This window comes from Pantoea sp. UBA5035, assembly GCF_002415245.1.
GTDB lineage: Bacteria > Pseudomonadota > Gammaproteobacteria > Enterobacterales > Enterobacteriaceae > Pantoea > Pantoea septica.
The window spans coordinates 52,717-76,598 of record NZ_DICD01000008.1; the positions used below are offsets into that span (position 1 = coordinate 52,717).

Annotated in this window: 27 protein-coding genes; 11 read left to right on the forward strand and 16 right to left on the reverse strand. The window is 59.4% G+C overall.

Annotated features, from left to right (window positions below):
- Positions 1–119 precede the first annotated feature (119 nt).
- The 11 genes from flgL to flgB all read right to left on the reverse strand — a co-directional run bounded on the left by flgL (position 120) and on the right by flgB (position 10,019).
- Entirely contained in the window at positions 120–1,085 is a 966-nt protein-coding gene (gene flgL, locus B3229_RS05085) for a flagellar hook-associated protein FlgL (RefSeq protein WP_033750963.1), read from the reverse strand.
- Between the two features lie 11 nt (positions 1,086–1,096).
- The gene (gene flgK, locus B3229_RS05090; protein ID WP_048784497.1) at positions 1,097–2,737 is read right to left on the reverse strand and encodes a flagellar hook-associated protein FlgK; all 1,641 of its coding nucleotides are present in this window, start codon (positions 2,735–2,737) and stop codon (positions 1,097–1,099) included.
- 121 nt (positions 2,738–2,858) lie between these two features.
- Entirely contained in the window at positions 2,859–3,797 is a 939-nt protein-coding gene (gene flgJ, locus B3229_RS05095) for a flagellar assembly peptidoglycan hydrolase FlgJ (RefSeq protein WP_096072933.1), read from the reverse strand.
- 2 nt (positions 3,798–3,799) lie between these two features.
- Positions 3,800–4,900 (reverse strand): flagellar basal body P-ring protein FlgI, encoded by a 1,101-nt coding sequence (locus tag B3229_RS05100; protein ID WP_376781090.1) that lies wholly within the window; start codon positions 4,898–4,900, stop codon positions 3,800–3,802.
- Positions 4,901–4,919: 19 nt separating this feature from the next.
- Positions 4,920–5,582 (reverse strand): flagellar basal body L-ring protein FlgH, encoded by a 663-nt coding sequence (locus tag B3229_RS05105; protein WP_253296959.1) that lies wholly within the window; start codon positions 5,580–5,582, stop codon positions 4,920–4,922.
- Positions 5,583–5,693: 111 nt separating this feature from the next.
- The gene (gene flgG, locus B3229_RS05110; protein WP_033750971.1) at positions 5,694–6,476 is read right to left on the reverse strand and encodes a flagellar basal-body rod protein FlgG; all 783 of its coding nucleotides are present in this window, start codon (positions 6,474–6,476) and stop codon (positions 5,694–5,696) included.
- A gap of 15 nt (positions 6,477–6,491) precedes the next feature.
- Positions 6,492–7,250, reverse strand: a complete 759-nt coding sequence (locus B3229_RS05115) for a flagellar basal body rod protein FlgF (RefSeq protein WP_033750975.1) — start codon at positions 7,248–7,250, stop codon at positions 6,492–6,494.
- A 20-nt stretch (positions 7,251–7,270) separates the two neighbouring features.
- Positions 7,271–8,488: a flagellar hook protein FlgE gene (gene flgE / locus B3229_RS05120; protein WP_286869952.1), complete on the reverse strand. Its 1,218-nt coding sequence runs from the start codon at positions 8,486–8,488 to the stop codon at positions 7,271–7,273.
- A 26-nt stretch (positions 8,489–8,514) separates the two neighbouring features.
- Positions 8,515–9,186: a flagellar hook assembly protein FlgD gene (gene flgD / locus B3229_RS05125; RefSeq protein WP_048784493.1), complete on the reverse strand. Its 672-nt coding sequence runs from the start codon at positions 9,184–9,186 to the stop codon at positions 8,515–8,517.
- 12 nt (positions 9,187–9,198) lie between these two features.
- Entirely contained in the window at positions 9,199–9,603 is a 405-nt protein-coding gene (gene flgC / locus B3229_RS05130) for a flagellar basal body rod protein FlgC (protein WP_048784492.1), read from the reverse strand.
- Between the two features lie 2 nt (positions 9,604–9,605).
- The gene (gene flgB / locus B3229_RS05135) at positions 9,606–10,019 is read right to left on the reverse strand and encodes a flagellar basal body rod protein FlgB (protein ID WP_033750987.1); all 414 of its coding nucleotides are present in this window, start codon (positions 10,017–10,019) and stop codon (positions 9,606–9,608) included.
- Positions 10,020–10,173: 154 nt separating this feature from the next.
- Here flgB and flgA point away from each other — a divergent pair, with 154 nt between their 5' ends.
- From flgA to flgN, 3 genes are all read left to right on the forward strand, one after another.
- A complete protein-coding gene (flgA, locus tag B3229_RS05140; RefSeq protein WP_286869956.1) occupies positions 10,174–10,833 on the forward strand; it encodes a flagellar basal body P-ring formation chaperone FlgA in 660 nt (219 codons plus the stop codon).
- A gap of 103 nt (positions 10,834–10,936) precedes the next feature.
- Positions 10,937–11,239: a flagellar biosynthesis anti-sigma factor FlgM gene (gene flgM / locus B3229_RS05145; RefSeq protein ID WP_033750992.1), complete on the forward strand. Its 303-nt coding sequence runs from the start codon at positions 10,937–10,939 to the stop codon at positions 11,237–11,239.
- Positions 11,240–11,244: 5 nt separating this feature from the next.
- On the forward strand, positions 11,245–11,676 hold the full coding sequence (flgN, locus tag B3229_RS05150) for a flagellar export chaperone FlgN (RefSeq protein ID WP_048784489.1): 432 nt from the start codon (positions 11,245–11,247) through the stop codon (positions 11,674–11,676).
- A gap of 295 nt (positions 11,677–11,971) precedes the next feature.
- Here the strand turns inward: flgN and murJ are convergent, their stop codons facing one another.
- From murJ to rimJ, 4 genes are all read right to left on the reverse strand, one after another.
- Positions 11,972–13,510, reverse strand: coding sequence for a murein biosynthesis integral membrane protein MurJ (gene murJ, locus B3229_RS05155; RefSeq protein ID WP_286869959.1), 1,539 nt, complete (start codon positions 13,508–13,510; stop codon positions 11,972–11,974).
- A 120-nt stretch (positions 13,511–13,630) separates the two neighbouring features.
- Positions 13,631–14,551, reverse strand: a complete 921-nt coding sequence (locus B3229_RS05160; protein WP_286869961.1) for a Gfo/Idh/MocA family protein — start codon at positions 14,549–14,551, stop codon at positions 13,631–13,633.
- Between the two features lies 1 nt (position 14,552).
- Complete coding sequence (locus tag B3229_RS05165) at positions 14,553–15,182, reverse strand: YceH family protein (protein WP_033751005.1); 630 nt, start codon at positions 15,180–15,182, stop codon at positions 14,553–14,555.
- 13 nt (positions 15,183–15,195) lie between these two features.
- On the reverse strand, positions 15,196–15,786 hold the full coding sequence (gene rimJ, locus B3229_RS05170) for a ribosomal protein S5-alanine N-acetyltransferase (protein ID WP_048780858.1): 591 nt from the start codon (positions 15,784–15,786) through the stop codon (positions 15,196–15,198).
- Positions 15,787–16,028: 242 nt separating this feature from the next.
- Here rimJ and grxB point away from each other — a divergent pair, with 242 nt between their 5' ends.
- The 7 genes from grxB (at position 16,029) to solA (ending at position 21,091) form a co-directional block, all read left to right on the forward strand.
- A complete protein-coding gene (gene grxB, locus B3229_RS05175; protein ID WP_286869963.1) occupies positions 16,029–16,676 on the forward strand; it encodes a glutaredoxin 2 in 648 nt (215 codons plus the stop codon).
- Positions 16,677–16,786: 110 nt separating this feature from the next.
- Positions 16,787–17,350 carry a lipoprotein gene (locus B3229_RS05180; RefSeq protein WP_286869965.1) on the forward strand — a complete coding sequence of 188 codons (564 nt, stop codon included), beginning with the start codon at positions 16,787–16,789 and terminating at the stop codon, positions 17,348–17,350.
- Positions 17,351–17,619: 269 nt separating this feature from the next.
- On the forward strand, positions 17,620–18,666 hold the full coding sequence (gene pyrC / locus B3229_RS05185; RefSeq protein WP_048786520.1) for a dihydroorotase: 1,047 nt from the start codon (positions 17,620–17,622) through the stop codon (positions 18,664–18,666).
- A 69-nt stretch (positions 18,667–18,735) separates the two neighbouring features.
- Positions 18,736–18,981, forward strand: a complete 246-nt coding sequence (dinI, locus tag B3229_RS05190; RefSeq protein ID WP_033751014.1) for a DNA damage-inducible protein I — start codon at positions 18,736–18,738, stop codon at positions 18,979–18,981.
- A 145-nt stretch (positions 18,982–19,126) separates the two neighbouring features.
- Positions 19,127–19,396 carry a hypothetical protein gene (locus B3229_RS05195; RefSeq protein WP_033751017.1) on the forward strand — a complete coding sequence of 90 codons (270 nt, stop codon included), beginning with the start codon at positions 19,127–19,129 and terminating at the stop codon, positions 19,394–19,396.
- A gap of 221 nt (positions 19,397–19,617) precedes the next feature.
- Positions 19,618–19,875 (forward strand): biofilm formation regulator BssS, encoded by a 258-nt coding sequence (bssS, locus tag B3229_RS05200; RefSeq protein WP_048786525.1) that lies wholly within the window; start codon positions 19,618–19,620, stop codon positions 19,873–19,875.
- 97 nt (positions 19,876–19,972) lie between these two features.
- A complete protein-coding gene (gene solA / locus B3229_RS05205; protein ID WP_286869970.1) occupies positions 19,973–21,091 on the forward strand; it encodes an N-methyl-L-tryptophan oxidase in 1,119 nt (372 codons plus the stop codon).
- A 42-nt stretch (positions 21,092–21,133) separates the two neighbouring features.
- Here solA and B3229_RS05210 read toward each other — a convergent pair whose 3' ends face one another.
- The gene (locus B3229_RS05210; protein WP_286869971.1) at positions 21,134–22,183 is read right to left on the reverse strand and encodes a rhodanese-related sulfurtransferase; all 1,050 of its coding nucleotides are present in this window, start codon (positions 22,181–22,183) and stop codon (positions 21,134–21,136) included.
- Between the two features lie 240 nt (positions 22,184–22,423).
- On the opposite strand from B3229_RS05210, the gene B3229_RS05215 reads away from it, so the two are divergent.
- Positions 22,424–23,347, forward strand: coding sequence for a Kdo(2)-lipid IV(A) acyltransferase (locus B3229_RS05215; RefSeq protein WP_286869972.1), 924 nt, complete (start codon positions 22,424–22,426; stop codon positions 23,345–23,347).
- Positions 23,348–23,882: the final 535 nt, after the last annotated feature.

Here is a 23,882-nt window from a genome sequence, read left to right on the forward strand (position 1 = left end):
AAACCCCGGCTTGCCGGGGTTTTTTATTTCTGACGGATAAAAAAAAATCCCACGATGCCGGTCAGGGTCGTGGGACAAAATGAGCATGTCCGGTTCAGGCATGCTCGAATCAGGTTTTGTCAGGCGTTGAGCTGGAACAGCGACATCTTGGACATGTCGGTAAAGGTTTTATAAGAGGCCTGAAGCGCCGTCTGCTGCATGGTATAGCTGGAGATGGCCGAGGTGTAGTCGGTGTCGACCAGGTCGCTCATTTCGCTGCTCAGGATAACGTCGCGATTGCCGCCCTGCCCATCCAGCGTGCTCAGTTCAGAGAGCTGGGTGCCGATCTCGGAGCGCACGGTCAGAACATTGTTCAGCGCATTGCCAAGGCCGCGGTTGGTTTTATCCATCGCATCCTGAAACGTCTTTTTAGCGGCGTCGTCGGCGTCCGCCAGCGGCGTTTTCAGCGCGGCGATGGCGCTGTCGAGCATATTGAAGATATTGGTTTCGCTGGCGCTGCCGTCCGGCTCTTTTTTGGCGTTGCCGGTGATAGACATAAAGATGTCATCACCGGTGTGCCCCACGGTCATGGTGCGGCTGGTATCCACTTTCTGCGTAATGGCGTCGCTGCCGCCCGCATAGGTGACCGCGCCGCTACCGTTGTCGACGAAAGGCGCGCTGTCGGTTTTATAGCCGGCGAAGATATAGCGGCCGTTGCCATCTTTGCTGTTCGCCAGGTTCAGCAGCTGCGAGCGCAGGCCCTCCAGCTGAGTGGCGATAGAGCCGCGGTCGTCGTCGCTCAGCGTGCCGGTCGAGCCGTTTACGATCAGCGTCTGCGCATCCTGGATAGTGCTGGTCACGCCGGTGAGCGTGTTCTCTTCCATCGACAATCCCTGAGTCGCAAAGGTGCGCGCCAGTGAGTACTGGCTGCTCTGCGCCTGGGTCTGCGCCAGCACGACCGAGCGCGACGCGGCGATAGGATCGTCCGAGGGATTGTTGACGCGGCGGCCGCTGGAGAGCTGCTCGCCCACTTTCAGCCAGGAGGATTGCGAATCGCTGATGCCGCGCACCTGCTGGTCAAAAATCATATTGGTACTGAGTCGCATGGTTCTTTTCCTTAGCGGATATTAAGCAGCGCGTCGAAAATCGAGCTGGCGGTTTGCAGCACCTGCGCGTTCGCCATGTAGTACTGCTGATACTTGGTCAGGTTGGCGTACTCTTCATCGAGGTTGACGCCAGATACCGACTGCTGGCGATCGGTCAGCTGCGTCACGACGTTTTTCTGCGTGGTGCTGGCGGTTTCCAGCGTGCTGGTTTTGTTGCCGACGGTGCTGACGATGCTGGCGTAAGCCTGCGACAGCGTCGCGTTGCCATTCACCACCTTCGCATCCTGCAGCGCCAGCAGCTTCTGGGCGTTGCGGTTGTCGCTCTCGCCGCCCGCCGCGCCCGCCGCAGCGATCTGCGACTCCTTGGTAATCGCGACCGACATGCCGCTGATAACGTTCTGCACCGGCTTCACCAGGAAGCTGTCCTGCGCGTTCGGCGTGCCGTTCACGGTCAGCTGCACGCCGTCGAAGCTCAGCGTGGCGTTGCCGGAGGCGTCGGTGCCGGCCGTGGCGGTAATTTTCACATTGTCGGACGCGCGCGTGACGTTCCAGTTCGCGCCGTCATAGCTGACGGTATAGTTAGAAGCTTTCAGCGCGCTGGTATCGGTCCAGCTCGCCGTCAGGGTCGTGGCGGAGCTGTTTTTACTGTTGCTCTGCACCGTTGGGCTGCCGATGGTGAAAAAGTCCGTGCCCTGATCGCCGTTGCTGTCGTAGCCCTGCTTATGCACCGCGTTGAAGCTGGTGGTAAAGGCGGCCGCCAGCTGGCCGAGCTGGTTCTGCGCGCTGTCCAGGTCCTGGGAGCGGAAAGCCAGCAGGCCGCCCAGCGAGCCGGTAGTGATGTTCTTTTCAGCAATCTCGACGTTGCCGGCGCTGTTATCCACATAGCCGACGGCGGTGCGCGTCGGATCGCTGCTGGAGGGCATCGCGACCAGGCTGGTGGATTTGTTGCCGTTGACCAGCGTTACGCTGCCCATGGCGACGATATAGTTGCCGTCCTGCTTAGAGACGGTTACCCCAACGATATTATTCAGGCTGTTGACCAGCTGGTCGCGCTGATCCAGCAGATCGTTCGGCTGCGCGCCGCTTGCGGTGCTTAGCTTGCCGATCTGCTTGTTGAGGTCGGCGATCTGGCTGGTAAAGGTGTTGATCTGGTCAATGTTCGAGGCGACATCGGTATTGACGCTGCTCTGCATATTGGTCAGATACTGCGCGGTGGTCTGGAACTGGTTTACCAGCCCCTGGGCGTTGCTCAGCATCGACTGACGCGCCGACGGATCGTTGGCGTTGCTCACCACGTTCTGAAGGTTGGTAAAGAAGCCCTGGATCGACGTCGAGAGACTAGTGGTTGAGGTTGAAAGCAGATCGTCGATGTTGGAGATTTGCGAGTACTGGGTGTTGGCCGCGCTGTAGGTGGCGCTGGAACTGCGCAGCTGCGCCGTAATGAACTCGTCATACTCGCGCTGCACGCCGGTAACGTTTACGCCGTTGCCGTAATAGCTGCTGCCCTGCAGGGTGCTGTTCGCCTGCGACAGCAGAATCGTCTGCCGCGAATAGCCCGCGACCGTGTAGTTGGTGATGTTGTTGCTGGTGGTGCTGAGCGCCGCCTGTGCGGCGCTCAGCCCACTCATCGCAGAGTTTATTATGCTGGACATTTCGGTTCCTTTCTTTCCCGTTAAGCGGGCTCGCACTCATCAATGCTCGCCCGTGCGCGAAAACGCGTCTGGCATCTGCTGATATTATCGGCGCGCCTGAGTGAAACTTGAGGCTGAGCCGCTAGAAGAGATCGTTTAAATCTTTGCTGTACGCCTTCACCACTTTCTCGCCCATGCTTTTGAATTGCTGGATCATTCCTACCAGCTTCTGCGCATATTTCGGATCGGTGGCGTAACCGGCGGCCTGCAGCGCGTGCGCGCCCTGCTCGGCGGTCTGCGCGCTGGTGACGGCGGCGTAACGCGGGTTGTTCGAGAGGAGTTTGACGTAGTCGGTAAGCGCCTCGAAATAGGAGTGGTAGACGCGGAAGCTGGCGCGCACCTTCTTCGCCTCGCCCTGCTCATACTCGGTGGTCATGATATCGGTGGTTTCGCCGGTCCAGTTGCCGCTCGCCTTGATGCCGAACACGTTGTAGCTTGGTTTGCCGTCGCGGGTCAGGATCTGGCGCTGGCCCCAGCCCGACTCCAGCGCTGCCTGCGCCAGAATCAGGTGGTGCGGAATGCCGCTCTCGGCGCTGGCCGCCTGCGCAGGCTGCGCCAGCTGGGCGATAAACTCGCTGCTGTCGGCAGGCAGGTTAGCCGGCGAGACCGGCAGGCGCGGCACCGCCTTGCGCACCATCTGCTCCAGCTGGCTGGAGGCCGCCGCGCTGTAGATAAAGCTGTCGTCGAGCGGCATCGGCACGGTGCCGGCGCGCTCGTCGGGCTCCTGCGCCGGCTGCATCTGCTTGACGATAAGATCGGCCATGCCCAGACCACGCTTGCCGATCTCCTGCGCAATCTGCTGATCGTACATCGAGGTGAACATTTTGGTCGATTCGTTGCTGAAGATGCCGTCCTGCGGCAGCGCTTCGCGCATGCTCTTCATCATCATCTGCACAAACATTCCCTCGACCTGTTTCGCTACCTGCAGCGCCTTGCCTTTCGGGTCGGTGCTGGCTTCGCGCTTCAGGTCGTTCAGCGAGCGGCTGTCAAAGGCCGCCTTCGTCAGCGATTGCGTATCCATCGTCAGATAATTTCCAGTTTGGCGCGCAGGCAGCCCGCGCTCTCCATCGATTGCAGAATCGACATCAGCTCGATCGGCGAGGCGCCTAAGGCGTTGAGCGCGCGCACCACGTTGTTCAGATTGGCGCTGGCGCTGACGCGCTGCAGCGCGCCGCCGCTCTGGCGCAGATCGATCTGCGTCTGCGGCGTCACCACCGTCTGACCGCCGCCAAACGGCGTATTCGGCTGGCTGACGTTCTGCGACTGGTTGACCGTGACCGACAGGTTGCCCTGCGCCACCGCACAGGTGCTCAGCGTCACTTCGCGGTTCATCACCACTGACCCGGTGCGCGAGTTGATGATCACTTTGGCGTCTTCAATCGGAATCGAAACGTCGATGTTCAGGATCTCCGCCAGCATGCGCACCTGGGAGCTGTTGTTGGGCGAAACGCGCACCTGTACGGTGCGGGCGTCAAGCGCCGTCGCCTGGCCGTAGCCGCCGCGTCCGTTGATGGCGTCGGCGATACGCTGCGCCATCGAGAAATCTTCATTGTTCAGCTGCAGGTTAAGGGTGTTCTGGCTGCCGAAGTTGCTTTGCAGTTCGCGCTCGACGGTGGCGCCACCGGTAATGCGCCCGCCGTTAAGCTGGTTGACCTGCACGCTGCTGCCGCCCGCCGACGCGCCCGCGCCGCCGACCAGAATGTTGCCCTGCGCCAGCGCGTAGACCTGATTGTCGACGCCTTTCATCGGCGTCATCACCAGGGTGCCGCCGCGCAGGCTTTTGGCGTTGCCCAGCGAGGAGACCACCACGTCGATGGTCTGCCCCTGACGGGCGAAGGCCGGCAGCTGCGCCGTCACCATCACCGCCGCGACGTTTTTCAGCTGCATGTTGGTGCCCTGCGGCACGGTAATGCCGAGCTGGGAGAGCATGTTGCTGACGGTTTGCGTGGTAAACGGCGTCTGGGTGGTCTGGTCGCCGGTGCCGTCGAGGCCCACGACCAGGCCATAGCCGATCAGCTGGTTGTCGCGCACGCCCTGCACGCTGGTCAGATCGCGAATGCGATCCGCATGGGCGCTCAGGCAGAGGCCGAGCGTCAGGCTCAGGCCGAGCAGTAAACTTTTCACACTTTTCATCATGACCTCATTACATCGGCGAGATGTTCAGGAAGAAACGCTGGAACCAGCCCATGGTCTGCGCTTCATTAATATATCCATTGCCGACATATTCGATGCGGGCGTCGGCCACCGCCGTCGACAGTACCGAGTTGCTGGCGCTGATCGTGCGCGGGTTCACCACGCCAGAGAAACGAATAAACTCGGTGCCCTGGTTGATCTCGATCTGCTTCTCGCCGACCACGCGCAGGTTGCCGTTCGACAGAACCTGATTCACGGTGACGGTAATGGTGCCGGTAAAGGTGTTGTTGGCGGTTGCGCCACCTTTGCCAGCGAAATCGTTTTTGCCGTTGGCGCCCACGTTGGCTTTCGAGCCGTCTGCGCCCACCAGGCCGTTCAGGCCGGTCGGAATAGCGTCGAGGCCGAAGCTGGCGCTGCCGTCGCGCGTCGCGTTGGCGGAAGAGCTCTTGCTGGCGCTGACGTTTTCCTGCAGGACGATAGTGAGCGTATCGCCGATATTGCGCGGGCGACGATCCTCAAACAGCGGCTGATAGCCGTAGTTGAGCGGCGCGACGCCTTGAAAAATAGAGCCGTTGACCACCGGCGGCGCGGAAGGCAGCGGCTGCGCCGTCGTTGCCCCTTCCACCAGCGGCGTGCGCGGCACTAACGCACAACCGTTAAGGGTCAGCAGCATTGTCGCCGCCAACCAATGTCCAGGCTTTATGTTCAGTTGCTTCGCCACGGAGTCACGACCTTATAGATGTGTTGACTTCAGGCCAGCCAGCGCTGGCCCTGATAACCGACATTAAATCTGCGTTAACTTCTGCAGCATTTGATCGGAGGTGCTGATCGCCTTGCTGTTGATTTCATAAGCGCGCTGCGTCTGGATCATGGTGACCAGCTCTTCCGCCACGTTGACGTTAGAGGTTTCCACATAGCCCTGATAGAGCAGGCCCGCGCCGTTCTGGCCCGGCGTGCTCTGGGTCGGCGCGCCTGACGCCTGGGTTTCCTGGTAAAGGTTTTCGCCCATGCTGTCGAGACCGGCATCGTTAATAAAGGTGCTGATAGTGAGCTGTCCGACCTGCGCCGGATTGGTCTGGCCCTGCTGCGTCACGCTCACCACGCCGTCGCGCGAGATGGTGATGCTGGTGGCGTTGGCCGGGATCGTGATGCCCGGCTGCACCGGATAGCCGGCGTTGTTGACCAGCTGACCGTTCTGGTCCACCTGGAACGAGCCGTCGCGGGTGTAGGCGGAGGTGCCGTCCGGCAGCTGCACTTCAAAATAGCCCTGGCCGTTGATCGCCACATCTTTGGAGTTGCTGGTCTGCGACAGGTTGCCCTGGGTATGCAGGCGCTCGGTGGTGACCGGACGCACGCCGGTACCGATCTGCAGGCCCGACGGCAGCGTAGTCTGTTCGGAAGACTGCGTGCCCGGCTGACGCAGGGTCTGGTACATCAAATCTTCAAACACCGCGCGCGAACGTTTAAAGCCGTTGGTGCTGACGTTCGCCAGGTTGTTGGAGATGACGTCCATATTGGTTTGCTGGGCGTCAAGACCGGTTTTGGCGATCCATAAGGAACGAATCATCTGTTTTCCTCTGCCTTAGCTGCTCATGTTCAGCAGCTGGTTGGCTTTTTGTTCGTTTTCGTCGACGTTGGTGATGACTTTCATCTGCATCTCGAAACGTCGGGCGTTGGCGATCATATCGACCATGGTCTCTACCGGCTTGACGTTGCTGCCCTCCAGCACGCCCGGCATCACCTGCACCGTGGCGTCGGCGGCCAGCGCCGCGCCGCGCGTCGCCTGGGTCTGCTGGTTGGGACGGAACATGCCGTCGTCGCCGCGCTGCATCTCTTTGCCGGTGGCTTTCACCAGCTTCAGGCGACCGATCTGCACCGTGGCGTTTGGCGCATCGCCCGCGTTGCGCGAAGTGATGGTGCCGTCCGCCGCAATGGTCAGCTCGGCGCCCTGCGGCACCGCGATGGGGCCGCCGTCGCCCATGACGGGATTGCCCTGGACGGTCAGAATGCCGGTCGAGCTGATCTGCATATTGCCGTTGCGGGTATAGGCTTCGCTGCCGTCAGCGGTACGCACCGCCAGCCAGCCGTCCTGCCCCATCGCCACGTCCAGCGTGCGTCCGGTATTGTCCATTGCGCCCTGGCTCATATCGGCGCCAGGCGTCGAGGCGGCTACCAGGGTGCGCGTCGGCAGCGACCAGCCGCTGACCGGCACCGCGCGCAGCGCATTGAGCTGCGCGCGAAAGCCCGGCGTTGAGGCGTTGGCGAGGTTGCTGGCCGTGACGGCCTGCTGATCCAGCGTCTGGCTGGCCGCGCCCATTGCGGTATATATCGCGTGATCCATAAAGCAATCCCGTTAGTGAATTAACGCAAGTTAACCAGGGTGTTGAGAATCTGGTCCTGAGTTTTGATGGTCTGGGCGTTCGCCTGATAGTTGCGCTGCGCCACGATCATGTTCACCAGCTCTTTGCTCATATCGACGTTCGACGCTTCCAGCGCGCCGGAGGTCAGCGAACCGTAGGTGCCGGTGTTCGCCAGACCGATCGCCGCCTGACCAGAGGAGCTGGTCGCGGACCAGACGTTGTCGCCCTGCGACTGCAACCCTTCCGGGTTAGAGAAGCTGGCCAGCACGATCTGGCCCAGCAGCTGGGTCTTTTTGTTGGAGTAGCTGCCGGTAATGGTGCCGTCGTCGTTAATGGCGTAGCTGGTCAGATCGCCCGGCGCGTAGCCGTCCTGCGCCGGGTTGCCGAAGGTGGTAGTGCCGGTGTTCTGCTGCAGGCTGCCCAGCATGCTCAGCGAAATGACCTGGCCCGCCGCCGCGCCGTTAGAGCCGTTGATGGTCAGGTTGACGGTTGACGTCGTGCCGCCGTTAAGGCCCGTCAGATTACCGCTCGCGTCGAACGCCGCGGTGAAATCCCCTGCGCTGGTGCCGGTGGTGGAGTCAATCGCGTGCACCGTCCAGTTGTTGTCGGCGGTTTTGACGTAGTACATGTCGAGGTTGTGGTCGTTGCCCTGAGAGTCGTAGATCGTCATGGTGCTTTTCGCGTTGTAGCTGTCGACATTAGCGGCGTTGAACGGCGTTACGGTCGGAATGGTGCTGGTAGAGTTCAGGTTCGCCACCTGGGTTGCGGTGGTGGTGGCGCGCGCCGACATCTGCGTGGTCGGAATGCTCAGCGCGACCGGGTTGGCGCCGGTCTGCACCGTCGGCGGCGTGCCGCTTACCGGATAGCCGGTGACTTTCAGGCCCTGGGTATTCACCAGGTTGCGGTTCTCATCCAGCGTCAGCTGACCGTTGCGCGAGTAGTAAACCGCGCCGCTGGCGTCAGCCATGCGGAAAAAGCCGTTGCCGCTCAGCGCGACGTCAAGGCCGCGGCTGGTGGTGGTGGTGGCGCCGTCGTTAAAGTTCTGGATCACCGCCGCCACCTTGGTGCCGAGGCCGACGTTGGAACCGGCGAACATATCGGCGAAGGCGATGGTGCTGGATTTAAAGCCCGCCGTCGCGGAGTTGGCGATGTTGTTGCCGATAACGTCCAGGTTGCTGGAGGCAGCGCCCAGGCCGCTCACCGCTTGGGAAAATGACATGTTTATTTCTCCTGTTTAGAGATGAATCAGAGAATCTGACGTACTTCATCAAGGGTTGCGGAGCCCATGGTGCCGAGATCCAGTTTGGTGGTGTTATCTGCCGTCGACACGCCGTTGACGTAGGCGTAGTTAAGCGGCTGGGCCACCAGTTGCGTGCTGCCATTGCTGGCGGCGATTGAAACCGTATATTTGCCGTCCGGCGCGGTGGAGCTGTCCGCCAGGGTGCCGTCCCACGAGAAGGTGTGCACGCCAGCCGAGAGCGCGCCCAGATCGATGGTGCGCACCACGTTGCCGCCGGCGTCTTTCACCGTGGCGGTGGTGGCGGTCGACGCGGTGGCCAGCTCGACGCCAAACGGCGTGGTGGTGCCTTTGCCGACCAGCACCTGCGTGCCGTTTACCATCACGCCGTGGCCGATCAGCGTCGAGCTCTGCAGCGACTGGCTGGTGCTGATCTGGCCGGAGATCGAACCCAGCGTGGTATTGAGTTTTTCAATTCCGCTCAGGGTGTTGATCTGCGCCAGCTGCGTGGTGAGCTGGCTATTGTCCATCGGATTGGTGGGGTCCTGATTCTGCAACTGCGTAACCAGCATGGTCAGAAACTGGTTCTGCAGATCCTGCGCGCTGTTGCTGGTGCCGCTGCTGGATGAGCTGAGGACCGTGGGGTCCAGTTTCTCGTTGACGCCTACTGCGATGCCCATGTCGTTTCTCCGTTAGGAACCCATGGTCAGGGTTTTCATCATCATTGATTTCACGGTGTTCAGCACTTCGACGTTGGCCTGGTAGCTGCGCGACGCCGACATGGTGTTGACGGTTTCCGCTACCACGTCCACGTTCGGCATCTTTACGTAGCCCTTGTCGTCCGCCAGCGGATTGCCTGGGTCGTACACCAGCTTCGCCGGAGAGGGATCGTCCAGCACCTGCGCCACTTTAACGCCGCCGGTCGCCGCGCCGGGCGCCGCATCGGTCTGGAACACCACCTGCTTCGCCACGTAAGGCTTGCCGTCAGGACCGGTGACGCTGTCGGCGTTCGCCAGGTTACTGGCGCTGACGTTGAGGCGCTGGGATTGCGCGGTCATCGCTGACCCGGCAATGTCAAAAATATTCAGCAATGCCATGTTTATTGCCCTTGTAACACGCTCATCATGCCTTTGATCTGGCTGCTGATGAGGGTGAGATCGGTCTGGTACTTCAGACTGTTGTCCGCGAACTGGGTACGTTCGCGATCCATATCGACGGTGTTACCGTCGGCTGCAGGCTGATCGGGAATGCGATAGAGCAGGTTGGCCGACGCCGCCGAGTTGACCTGCGCTTCGATATGGCGCGGTGAAGTCACCTTCAGCGACATGCCGCTGCCTTCGGCGCGACCATTTTTCATTACCCGACTAAGCTCGCTGGCAAAGTCGATATCCCGCGCCTGATAGCCTGGGGTATCGGCGTTGGCAATATTTGACGCCAGGATCTCCTGACGTTGAGCACGCAGATTGAGAGCTTCAGTGCCGAACTGCAGCGCAGCATCCAGTTTGTCGAGCATGCTTCCTCCGCAAATGAGAATTTCGAGCGGACAGCTTATGTGGGGAAAAGCAATAGCCATCGTCTGAATAACGTTAAAAACCACGGCTATTTTTCGCCTTGATTTTGTCGCGGCGCGAGTACACTCGTCGCCATTAGCAGCAAGGAGTCATGTGATGCGTACTATTACCGCCCTGTTGGCCAGCCTGCTGGCGCTGTTCGCCCTGCCCGCCGACGCCGCCGATCTTTCCGCCCAGCTGACGGGCTTTTTTCAGGCTCGCGACGCGCAGCACGCGGCGGGCATGACGGTTGAGATTAAGACGCCGCAGGCGCAGTGGCCGAACTGCGACGCGCCGCAGTTCACCCTGCCCGGCAATAGCCGCCTGTGGGGACCCATGAGCGTGGCCGCCACCTGCGGCGATACGCGACGTTTTCTTCAGGTGCAGGTGCAGGTTACCGGCCAGTATCTGGTGGCGACGCGTCTGCTGGCGCGCGGCTCGACCGTCAGCGCCGACGATTTCCGCCTGCAGAGCGGCCGTCTCGACACTCTGCCGGCGCGCGCCATGCTTGACGTCGGTTCGGTCGCGGATGCGGTGGTGCTGCGCGATATTCAGCCGGGCCAGCCGGTGACGCTGTCGATGGTGCGTCAGCCGTGGCGCGTGAAGGCGGGCCAGAGCGTGATGGTGATCGCCAGCGGCGAAGGCTTTAACGCCAGCGGCGAAGGCAAAGCGTTAAACAATGCGATTCTGGCGCAGTCGGTGCGCGTGCGCATGGGCAACGGTCAGGTGGTGAGCGGGAAAGTGGATGCGGATGGGAATATTCTGATATCGCTATAAGGCGCTAAAGAACGCTGTTTTTCTGCCGATAGAGAAATCAATTAAGCGATTACGCTATTCTGATTCAGGTGGCAGTTTCCCCTGACCGTACAGGAGCCCGAATATGAGCATCGACAGAACGCAACCTCTGAAGCCCGTCGCTACCGTGCAAACCCGTGAAAGCAACGAGTCCGCAACCGGTAAAACGCGCCAGGCGTCGAACGCTACCGCAACCACGCCCGCCGCAGCCCAGGTCAGCCTGAGCAATGCGCAGTCGCAGCTGACCCAGCCGGGCAGCCAGGACATTAACGTGGCGCGCGTCGAACAACTGAAAACCGCCATTCGCAATGGCGAACTGAAAATGGATACCGGCAAGATCGCCGATGCGCTGATTGCCGACACTAAGGCGTATTTAGAGGGTAAATAATCCCCATGAGCAACCTGTTGACCACACTAGATAAGATGCAGGAAGTGCTTTCCTCGCTGTCGAGCGTTCTCGAAGAGGAGCAGCACCAACTGGCCGCAGGCAGGATTAACAATAATCTGCTGCAGCGCATTACCGAAGATAAAGGCGCGCTGCTGGCGACGCTAAGCTATCTTGATGAGATGCGTCGCAGCACCGAGCGACAGCTCGGCACCCAGGCGCCTTATGCTGGTCACAGTGATATGACGCGCCGCTGGCAGAGTATCGGCCTGATGACGCGTCGCTTAAACGACGCCAATACCCATAACGGCCTGCTGCTCAATCAGCAGATCCGCTTTACCGAAGAGGCGCTGACCGTGCTTAAGCCGCATCAGACCCAGGCGTTTTACGGCCCGGACGGGCTGGGTAAAGGTCAGGCGACGCTAAGCCGGAAGGCATAAAAAAATCCCGCCAGAAGGCGGGATTTTTTTTACAGACAACGCGGAAGTGGAAACGCGGGTGGTATGGACCGAAGAGCAAGCGTCCCGCGCCAGGGACAAAAACGCCGGGAGCGTTTTTGAACAACGCAGCGCGTTGGCCCGTTAACGGGCGCACCTCAGGGATGAGGTGCGTAGCACGCGGGCCGAGCTGGCATGGATGCCGCTTTTGCGTCTTTGCGATCGGGCCATACCATCCGCGTCTGCACCCAGTCCGCAGGCAAAAAAAATCCTGCCTTTAGAGCAGGATTTTGCTGTTTTACGCGTGCGCCCGGCGCGCATAGTCGCGCAGCCGGAAGCCGAGTAGCCCCAGCGTCAGGAAGTAGGCGCCGCCGCCCACCGCGCAGACCGCCGCCAGACGTAGCAGACGCCAGACCATCGCGCCCTCTTCCCACGCCGGCATCAAATAAAGAATGCCCAACAGCGCCGCCGCCATCACGATGACCGCGATCACCAGACGCAGCAGAAAGCTTGCCCAGCCCGGCTGCGGCTGAAAGATATTCTTCTTACGCAGCTGCCAGTAGAGCAGCGCGGCGTTAAGGCAGGCCGCCAGGCCGATAGAGAGCGACAGACCGGCATGCTTCAACGGGCCGATAAAGGCCAGGTTCATCAGCTGCGTCATCACCAGGGTAATCATGGCGATCTTCACCGGCGTTTTGATGTCCTGTCGCGAGTAGAACCCCGGTGCCAGCACCTTCACCACGATCAGCCCCATTAGCCCCACCGAATAGGCAATCAGCGCGCGCTGCGTCATCAGGGCGTCGAAAGCGGTGAACTTGCCGTACTGAAACAGCGCGACGGTGAGCGGACCGGAGAGAATACCCAGCGCCACCGCGCTCGGCAGCGCCAGCAAAAAGCAGAGGCGCAGGCCCCAGTCCATCAGGCGGGAATATTCATCGTGATTGCCGCTGGAAAAGCTCTTCGCCAGCGACGGCAGCAAAATGGTGCCGAGCGCCACGCCCAGTACGCCCGACGGAAACTCCATCAGGCGATCGGCGTAATACATCCAGGAGACCGAGCCGGAGACGAGAAACGAGGCGAAAATAGTATTGATGATCAGCGAAATCTGACTGACGGAAACGCCGAGGATCGCCGGTCCCATCTGCCGCATCACGCGCCAGACGCCCGCATCCTTCAGGTTAATGCGCGGCAGCACCAGCATGCCGATCTTCTTCAGGTGCGGTAGCTGGTAGAAAAGCTGCAGCACGCCGCCCACGACCACCGCCCATGCCAGCGCCATCACCGGCGGATGGAAGTGCGGCGCGGCGAAGAGCGCGAAGCCGATCATGCTGATATTCAGCAGCGTGGGCGCGAAGGCGGGAACGGAAAAGCGGTTCCAGGTATTGAGGATGGCGCCTGCCAGCGAGGCCAGCGAGATCAGCAAAATATAGGGAAAGGTCACGCGCAGCAGCGCGCTGGTGAGCGCGAACTTATCGGCGGTATCCGCAAAGCCGGGCGCGGTGACCAGAATCACCCAGGGCGCGGCGAACATCCCCGCGATGGTCACCAGCGCCAGCGCCAGCGTCAGCAGGCCGGAGACATAGGCGATAAAGAGCCGCGTCGCCTCTTCGCCCTGCTTGCTTTTATACTCGGCGAGGATCGGTACGAACGCCTGCGAAAAGGCGCCTTCGGCGAAAATACGCCGCAGCAGGTTAGGCAGCTTAAAGGCGACGAAAAAGGCGTCCGTGGCCATCCCGGCGCCGAACACCCGCGCCACAATGGCGTCACGGGCAAAACCCAATACGCGGGAAAACAGGGTCATGGAACTGACCGCTGCCAGCGATTTCAACAGATTCATAATTGGCGCGCGTCCTGAAAAGAGTCGGCAAAATGAGCTACTTAGCGCGGGCGCCCAGCGGCGCCCGGCGATAGTCTACTGCCACGGCGGGAAATGACCAGCGCGGAGTGTTACAAGGCGTTATTCCTTCTCCGCCTCACGCCACATTTTTTCCACCACGCGCTGCGCCAGCAGCGCCTGTTCGCCGCCGGTTTCAGGCATCGTCTGATTTTGCACGCACTGGATAAAATGGTGCGCCGCGCCGCTGAAGCCGCGCTGGGTCAGATGGCTTTGCCAGGCGGGCGGCGGATCGATACGCACGCCGTCGCCGCGCTCCTCCTGCCAGTCGCGCATCTCCAGCACGTCGATGCAGCGGCCGTCGCCGACCAGGCTTACGCGCTCGCGCTGGCTGCCCGCGCGGCGATGCATGCTGGTGGCGATCTGCACGGCGCCAGCCGCGAAGTGGTGCTCGGCATAGAGCATTTCGCCGCGCTCGTTGGTGTGGATGTAGCCATGACGCTGGACGGCGCGATCGCCCGCAAGCCAGAGCGCGGTATCCACCACGTGCAGATAGTCGTCGAGCAGCGTAAAGCGCAGATCGTTCGGTCCGACGCTGTCGCTGCGGTGTTTCTCCACGCGCAGGCTGGCGGCCTGCGGCATCGCCAGCCGCAGCTGCTGATAGCGCGGCGCAAAGCGGCGGTTAAAGCCTACCATCAGTTTGCGTCCGCGCTTTTCCGCCAGCGCCACCAGCGCCTCGGCCTGACTGAAATTATCGGCCAGCGGCTTATCCACCAGCACATCTTTGCCCGCCAGCAGCAGGGCTTTGACAATCTCGTAGTGGGTGACGGTGCTGGTGTGAACGAACACCGCGTCGCAGGCGTCCGTCAGCGCGTTCAGCGAGGAGAAACAGGTCATGCGGTAGCTGTCGCACACCGTCTGCGCCTTCTGCTGATTCGGCGAAAAGCCGCCGACCAGCGTCCAGCTTTCCGCCTGTGCCAGCACCGGCAGCCAGGCTTTCTGCGCGATCGAACCCAGCCCGACAACGCCAATTCGCAGTTTCATCTCAGCCTCCTTTATGCAGCAGCGTTTGCACCAGCGCCTGTAAGGCGGCGAGCGACTGCTCAAGCACGGCGACGCGCGCGCTGAGATCGCCGTTATCTTCCTGCGGCGTTTCCGCCTGGCTGACGGACTGCTCGTCGCCGAACAGATGCAGGTAGCGGCTTTCGCGTTTGCCCGGCTCGCGCGGCAGGCGCGTCACCATCTCGCGTTCGGTTAACCCAGCCAGCACGCTTTCCACTTCCTCAACGTCGGCAAATTCGTGCAGTCTGCCGCTGCGCGTGCGCAGCTCGCCCGGCGTTTGCGCGCCGCGCAGGAACAGCAGCGTCAGAATCGCCACCTCGGCGCTGCTGAGCTGCAGATTGCCGAAGGTCGAATTGCAGAAGCGCTGCTCATACTTCGCCACGCGCTGGCCGAAGCCGCTGTTGGCGGTCGCCAGATGCTTTTTCGTCAGCCGGTCCAGCTCCTCCTGCACTTCGCTTTCGGTCAGGTTCATCACCGGCTCGCGGTTCGACTTCTGGTTGCAGGCGGTCACCACCGCATTCAGCGATAGCGGATACTGCTCCGGCGTGGTGACCTGCTTCTCCAGCAGGCAACCCAAAACACGCAACGCCAGCGGCGAAAGCGCCATTTTCATTCCGATCTCCTTATTAGCCACGCCGATCCGGCGTCCACTCCTGACGAGTCAGCGCGGTCAACACATGATCCTGCCAGCGGCCGTCGATTAACAGGTAGTCTTTCGCATAACCCTCTTTCTCAAAGCCGAGACGCGCCAGCAGCGCGCCGCTGCGCTGATTATGCGGCATATAGTTCGCCATAATGCGGTGAATGTTCTGCTGGCGCTGCATATAGCGGATAGCGACCTGCAGCGCCTCGAACATCAGTCCCTGTCCTTGCCACTTTTCGCCCAGCGAATAGCCGAGGTAGCAGGCGTGGAACGAGCCGCGCAGCACATTGCTGAAGTTGGCGACGCCGCGCACTTCAGACTCTTCGGGATCCATCAGAATGAAATAGTAGGCGGAGCCGCTTTTATGCATATCGGTGATCAGGCCCAGGCGCGCCTGCCAGCCGGAGGGATAGCAGTGGCTCTCGTCGCGCACCGGCTCCCAGGGTTTTAAGAAGGCGCGGTTTTCAGCGTAGTAATCCGCCAGTCGCCAGGCGTCGCGCTCGTGAACCAGACGCACCACCAGTCGGTCGGTGGTTAATCGCACCCTGGGCGCGGCAGAACGATAGCCAAACATCATGACTCCTGAAATCTGAGGCTTAAGGAAAGCGGTGCCAACAACATTGCTTTCACTATAACCGCCGCCCCTGCCGCGGTAAAATATTCGTTAACGACCGGCGTGAAACGCCTTGATTTTATTTTGCAAATCCCGGTCCGCTCGCGGCGTCGGTTTGCCCTCGCCCGGAATCTCTTCCATACTTCCGACACGCCCTCAATCAGGGTGACGCCCGTCGCCCTGACTATCTAAAGGAGACCGGGATGAAACTCTACATCTACGACCACTGCCCCTTTTGCGTCAAAGCGCGCATGATTTTCGGCCTGAAAAACCTGCCGGTAGAGCTCATCGTGATGCTTAACGACGATGAAGCGACGCCGAAAAAGCTGGTGGGCCAGAAGGTAGCGCCCATCCTGCAAAAAGATGACGGCAGCGCAATGCCGGAAAGCCTCGATATTGTGCGCTTTATCGATAAAAGCGACCGGGAGCCGCTGCTGAACGGCAAAATCAATCCGGCGATCGGCGACTGGCTGCGCAGCGTCAACGGCTACGTTAATAAGCTGCTGCTGCCGCGCATTGCGGACGCCGCCTTCGCCGAATTCGCCACGCCGGAGGCGCGCGACTATTTTCGCCAGAAGAAAGAGGCGGCGATCGGCGATTTCACCGAGCTGAAGAGCCATGCGCCGGGCCTGATCAAAAAGATCGGCGACGATCTACGCCAGCTCGACAAGCTGATCGTGAAACCCAACGCGGTCAACGGCGAGCTGTCGGAAGATGATATCCACCTCTTTCCGCTGCTGCGTTCGCTGACGCTGGTGGCCGGCATCGACTGGCCAAGCCGCGTGGCTGACTATCGCGACAACATGGCGAAGCAGACGCAGGTCAACCTGCTCTCCTCTATCGCTCTCTGACGCGGTTCGATGAGAGGCGCGCCGGCGTTTCTCATCGCCTTCTTAATGACACCTCATCCGCATTCAGGCACCCTATGCGCTGCATTAGCATCAATCTGGATGAGGACACAATGAAAAAGGCATTTCTGGGGCTGACGGCCCTGTTTTTCGCCGTGCTGGTTAGCGGCTGCAATCAGCTTACGCAGTACACCATCAGCGAGCAGGAAGTGAATCAGGCGCTGGCGAAGCACAACAATTATGAGAAAGATATCGGCGTCGCCGGCCTGGTGAACGCCCATATTCTGCTGACCGACCTCAATAGCCAGATTGGCCGCGAGGAGCCGGACCGCGTGACGCTGACCGGCAAGGCAAAAATCAACGTCACTTCGCTGTTTGGCCCGCAGGAAGCGGATATGCAGCTGAAGATGAAGGCGCAGCCGGTATTCGACGCGCAGCAGGGCGCCGTCTATCTGCGCGATCTGGAGATCGTCGACGCGCAGGTGCAGCCGGAAAAGATGGCGGCGGTGATGAAAAGCCTGACCCCTTATCTGAATCAGTCGCTGAAAAGCTACTTTAATCAGAAGCCGGCTTATGTATTGAGCGCCGATCGCAGCAAAGGCGAGGCGCTGGCGAAGAAATTCGCGAAGGGCCTTCAGGTCGAGCCTGGCCAGCTGGTGATTCCGTTTACGCAGTGACAAGGTGCAGGCGTGGGTGACATGGCCCGATCGCAAAGACGCAAAAGCGCCATCCCTGGCGGCTCGGCCCGCGCAGTCCCTTGCGCGGGACGCTTTGCTCTTCGGTCCATGTCACCCGCGCTGTAAGCTCATCTGCGGTCTGGCGCCGTGCCCGCTGTTCTTTTCCCCCTCCCTGCAAGAAAAGAGGTGCAAACGGTTGCCCGACACCTTATGCTTTGTACCCGGCCAAAACGCGCCTCTACGTTTCCTGACTAGCCGGAGCTTCACTGATGACTGCACACCCTCAGCAACTTACTATCCGCCGCCCTGACGACTGGCATATTCACCTGCGCGACGACGCGATGCTGAATACGGTCCTGCCCTATACCAGCGCGGTTAACGGACGTGCCATCGTGATGCCCAACCTGGTGCCGCCGGTCACCAGCGTCGCTGCCGCCGTCGCCTACCGCGACCGCATCCTGGCCGCGCTGCCGGCGGAACATCGCTTCACCCCGCTGATGACCTGCTACCTTACCGACTCGCTCGATCCCAATGAGATCGAACAGGGCTTCAACGCGGGCGTGTTTACCGCCGCTAAACTCTACCCGGCGCATGCCACCACCAACTCCAGCCACGGCGTTACCAACATCGCCGCCATCAGCAGCGTGCTGGAGCGCATGCAGAAGATCGGCATGCCGCTGCTGATTCATGGCGAAGTGACCCACGCCGACATCGATATTTTCGATCGCGAGGCGCGCTTTATCGACAGCGTAATGGAGCCGCTGCGCAAAACGTATCCGGAACTGAAAGTGGTGTTCGAACACATCACGACGCGCGAAGCCGCGCAGTACGTCGAGGCGGCCAACGATAAGCTGGGCGCCACCATTACGCCGCAGCATCTGATGTTTAACCGCAACCATATGCTGGTGGGCGGCGTGCGGCCGCACCTCTACTGCCTGCCGATCCTCAAGCGCAACGTGCATCAGGAAGCGCTGCGCAAGGTGGTCGCCAGCGGCCATCCGCGCTTCTTCCTCGGCACCGACACCGCGCCGCACCTGCGCCATCTCAAAGAGGCGAGCTGCGGCTGCGCGGGCGTTTTCAACGCGCCGACGTCGCTGCCCGCCTACGCCGCCGTTTTCGAAGAGCTGGACGCCCTGGCGCACCTGGAAGCCTTCTGCTCGGAGAACGGCCCGCGCTTTTACGGCCTGCCGCTGAACGAAGGAACGGTGACGCTGGTGCGCGAACCCTGGAAAGTCGAAGAGAGCATCAGCATGGGCGAGCACGCGCTGGTGCCCTTCCTCGCCGGCGAAACCCTGAACTGGCGCGTGAAAATCTGATCTGCGCTTTCGCTTGCCTCCGGTCTGAATATACTGTAAATATATACAGCATCTAATCCGGAGGCTGCTATGCGTGTTGAAATTACCGTTGCCAAAACGTCCCCGCTTCCGTCCGGCGCAATGGAAGCGCTGACGGCAGAACTTTCCCGCCGTATCGATGAAGAATTTCCCGACGGCCAGAACCACGTCAAAGTGCGCTATGCCACCGCGAACCAGCTCAGCGTGCTGGGCGGCGGCAAAGAGACGCGCGATCGAATCAGCGATATTTTACAGGAAACCTGGGAAAGCGCTGACGACTGGTTCATTACCGATTAACCGCCACTGCGCAGTTTTTGCCGGGTGTCGCCATCCGGCTTTTTTATCACTCTCCCCCCTCGCCAGAACTTTTTCCTGCATCTAGACTCTGATCGATCAATCGCCTATTCTTGCGCTCGTTATGCTTAACAGGAGGTGAGATGAAATGATGACAGAAAACCCGGAAGAGGCTATGACCTTCGGTGAACTGCTGGCGCTAATCGCCGATCAGCAACGTCGCCTGACGGTGCTGGAAAGCGCCTTCTCCAGCCTTACCCTCTGCCTCGACGAGCGCGCCGCTCAGCTGCTGGTGCATCATCTGACGCTTGAGGCGCAAAATCAGAATCACGACGAACCTCTGCAGCAGCACTTCGCCCGTCTGGCGCTGACGCTGCAAAAGCCTCACAGCGTACAGCCGGCTGACCCCCTGGCCTGATTTTTACTGGTGCGCGAGCGCGTAAAAAAACTGCCTGATGCGTCAGGCATTTTATTTTTTTTTTTCGCTTTTTTAACGCCGAATATTTCGCTCACTTTTTGTTCGCCGCACATTTTAATCGGATAGAGCGCTTTTTCTGTTATAATTGTCTCTCTATCGGATAAAAAAGCCGCATTGAACCTCATCATGCACTTCGTTTAACGAGTAATAAGGAGGTTATAATGGACAGTAATCATAAAGATGTTATTCAGACTCACCCGCTGGTGGGCTGGGATATCAGTACCGTAGACAGCTACGACGCTATGATGATCCGTTTGCATTCGCTCTCCTCGCAGGATCAAAAAGAAGAAGAAGCAGACGTCGGACCGACTTACTGGCTGACAACAGACGTGGCAAGACAGTTTATTTCTATTCTTGAAGCTGGCATTGCCAAGATCGAATCGGCCGAGCTAATGGGGCGCTACCAGTCCAAACATTAGTTTCCGCCAGATGAACGGGCACCCTCAGGGGTGCCTTTTTCATTTCTGATTCTGGTATGCTGCTGGGCGTGTTACGGCTTTCAGGAGTTACTCTTCAATGATTTATGATCTGATTGTGGTGGGCAGCGGGTCCGTTGGCGCCGCCGCGGGCTTTTACGCCACCCAGGCGGGCCTGTCGGTGCTGATGATCGATTCCAGCCATCCGCCGCATACCCAGGGCGCGCATCACGGCGAAACGCGGCTGATCCGTCACGCCTACGGCGAAGGCGAACGCTATGTTCCGCTGGTGCTACGCGCGCAGACCCTCTGGGACGAGCTGGAACAGCAGGCAGGCGAACGCATTATGCACCGCAGCGGCATTATTAACCTCGCCCCCATTCACTCTGAATTTATCCGCAACGTCATCGACAGCGCGCAGGCCTGGAAGCTGGACGTAGAGCTGCTGCAGGCGGAAGAGGTGTGCCAGCGCTGGCCGCAGATCAGCGTGCCGGATGGCTATATCGGCGTTTTCGAACCGCAGTCGGGCTACCTGAAGTGCGAGCAGGCGGTGCGCAGCTGGATCGCCCTCGCCGAGAAGGCGGGCTGTGCACAGCTGTTTAACTGCGGCGTGTCGCAGATTGGCCGCGACGGCGACCTGCAGCAGGTGGTAACGGCAGACGGCACCTTCCGCGCGCGCAAGATGCTGATCAGCGCCGGAACCTGGGTCGGCAAGCTGGTGCCGAATTTGCCGCTCAAGCCAACGCGTAAAGTGTTCGCCTGGTATCAGGCCGACGGCCGCTACAGCGAAAACAATAAGTTTCCCGGCTTTACGGTAGAGATGGAAAACGGCAGCCACTTTTACGGCTTTCCGGCGGACAACAACGCGCTGAAGGTGGGACGTCACGACGGCGGCCAGCCGATGAGCCAGCCGGAGGATCGCAAACCCTTCGGCAGCTTTGCCGAAGACGGTAGCGACGCCTTTGCGTTTCTGCGTAAATTTCTGCCTGGCGTCGGGGTCTGTCTGCACGGCGAGGCCTGCAGCTACGACATCAGCCCGGATGAAGACTTTATTATCGATACGCTGCCGGACGAGCCGAATCGTCTGATTATCACCGGCCTGAGCGGACATGGATTCAAGTTCGCCAGCGTGCTGGGGGAGCTGGCGACGGAGTTCGCGCTCGATAAACCCTTTTCGTTTGATCTCACGCCCTTCTCGCTCGCTCGCTTTACCCGCTGAAGCGATAAAAAAGCCTGACGCATGCGCGTCAGGCTCAGACCGTTACTCTTTCTCCGGCGACGGGATCGCCATGGTCAGACGACCGCGCGACTTATTGAAAATCTTATTGCCGTTTTCACGACCGGCGCGGCGCGCGCGCTGCTCTTCCGGCGACAGCTGCGACTCTTCCATACAGAGCGGGCTGCAGCAATTGTGGAACTTCTCGGCGCAGCTCGGGCACTGAATAAACAGCAGATGACAGCCGTCGTTGACGCAGTTGGTGTGCGTATCGCACGGCGCGCCGCACTGGTGGCACTGCGACAGCACATCGTCGGAGATGCGCTCGCCCATGCGTTCGTCAAAGACGAAGTTTTTACCCTTAAAGCGCACCGGCAGGCCCTGCTCGCGCGCACGGCGCGCATACTCGATAATGCCGCCTTCGATATGGTAAACATCGTCGAAACCGTTATGACGCATCCAGGCGCTCGCTTTTTCGCAGCGAATGCCGCCGGTGCAGTACATCACAATCTTTTTATCTTTCTGCTCCTGCAGCATCTCAACCGCCATCGGCAGCTGATCGCGGAAGGTGTCGGCCGGGATCTCCATTGCATTATCGAAACGGCCCACTTCATATTCGTAGTGGTTACGCATATCGACGAACACCGCGTCGGGATCGTCCAGCATCGCGTTGACTTCCGCCGCTTTCAGATAGGTGCCGACGTCGCTGGCGTCGAAGCTTTCGTCTTCAATGCCGTCCGCCACGATGCGGTCGCGCACTTTCAGGCGCAGCACCCAGAAGGATTTGCCGTCGTCGTCGAGTGCGATATTCATGCGCAGATTGTTCAGCGCCGGATCGAAGCCATACAGATAGTCTTTCATCTTCTCATAGAGACTGGCGGGGACGCTGATCTGCGCGTTGATCCCCTCTTTTGCCACGTAGACGCGGCCAAAGACCTTGAGTTCAGTCAGGCCAAGATAGAGCGCGTCACGAAAGGCTTTGGGATCGGCGATGTGAAAATATTTGTAGAACGAGACGGTCGTGCGCGGTTCGGTCTCCGCCAGCATGCGCGCCTTCAGCTCTTTATTGTTAACAAGGTTATGTAACACTGGCATGGTGTTCGTTCCTGTTTGGGATAAAAAATTGCGCGGCACATGATACAGCAATGGGCCAGGATGCAAAGAAAATTGATCTGGATCGCTTTTTATTCCCCCTTCAGGCGGGTTTCTTTTCAGCTGGCCCCATACGCAATCGCCCTGCGTTTATTTCAGCGCAGAAGAAAAGCTGGCACAATAGGGGAAAATCAACGAGATATTGGCGCCATCAGGCGCATTACGCAGGATAAGCTTTTTCATATGACTCAACTGCCGCAATTTTCCCGAGAACTTCTCCATCCCCGTTACTGGCTGACCTGGCTGGGCATTGCCTTTCTTTATCTGCTGGTGCTGCTGCCCTACCCGCTGCTCTATATGCTGGGCTGCGGATTAGGGCGTATTGCGATACGCTTTCTGAAGCGCCGCGTCGCCATCGCCCGACGCAATCTGGAGCTCTGCTTTCCCGATATGCCGACCAGCGAACGTGAAGCGATGGTAAAGCATAACTTCGAGTCGGTAGGCATGGGGCTGATTGAAACCGGCATGGCGTGGTTCTGGCCCGACTGGCGCATCAAAAAGTGGTTCGATGTATCCGGCCTTGAGCATATACAAAAAGCGAAAGATGAGCAGCGCGGCGTGCTGCTCATCGGCATGCATTTCCTGACGCTGGAGCTGGGCGCGCGTATTTTCGGCATCTATAACCCCGGCATCGGCGTTTATCGCCCTAATGACAACAAGCTGATCGACTGGCTGCAGACCTGGGGCCGGATGCGCTCCAACAAAGGTATGCTCGACCGCAAAGATCTGAAAGGCATGATCCGCGCGCTGAAAAACGGCGACATTATCTGGTACGCGCCCGATCATGACTACGGCCCGCGCAGCAGCGTGTTCGTGCCTTTCTTCGCGGTAGAAAAAGCCGCCACCACCGTAGGCACCTATCTGCTGATCCGCAGCGGCAAGCCGCACGTTATTCCCTTCGTGCCGCGCCGCCTGCCGCACGGTCGCGGCTACCAGATGTTGATCCTGCCCGACGTCAGCGAGCAGATCCCGCTCGACAGCGATGTCGCCACCGCCGCGCAGATGAATAAAGTGGTGGAAGAAGGCGTCCTGCTGGCGCCGGAGCAATATATGTGGCTGCACCGTCGCTTCAAAACGCGTCCCGAAGGCGAACCTTCTCGCTACTGATCTCCTTCCGGCGGACGCGCTGTCGTCCGCCGGCCTTAAGCATCATCGTCGCTTACGCTTAAAACCTTGCGCTACATCACACAACTTGTTGTTTCATAATGAAAAAAGCTTTTATACATGCCAATAAGGTCCACTCTAAACTAAAGCAAGGCATGTATTGATTTATCCCTTTTTTTAATTGTTCATGCGCGCTAAATTAATAGTGGCCAAAAGCAGGCATTATCCCGTAATATGGCTAATAAGCGGCTAAGAAATTAATGATTGCGATTTATCTTATTTGGATCTGATTTAAACCCACTCCAGGTCTTTTCCTATTTCTTCAATGATAACTCTTTGCCTTAGCTTATCTATCCAGTAAAATTAACTTATTTTACAAGGCATTGTCTGATTAGACCTGTTGCATATAAGCATTATGTCAATTAGATGGCTGTTTTATACTTTTATGGAATTTGAACAATTAGACACATATCGGTAATTTCGATCGTGACAGTTAATTATTTAACTGCCCTTCAAAAAATATAAAAAGATTACACAC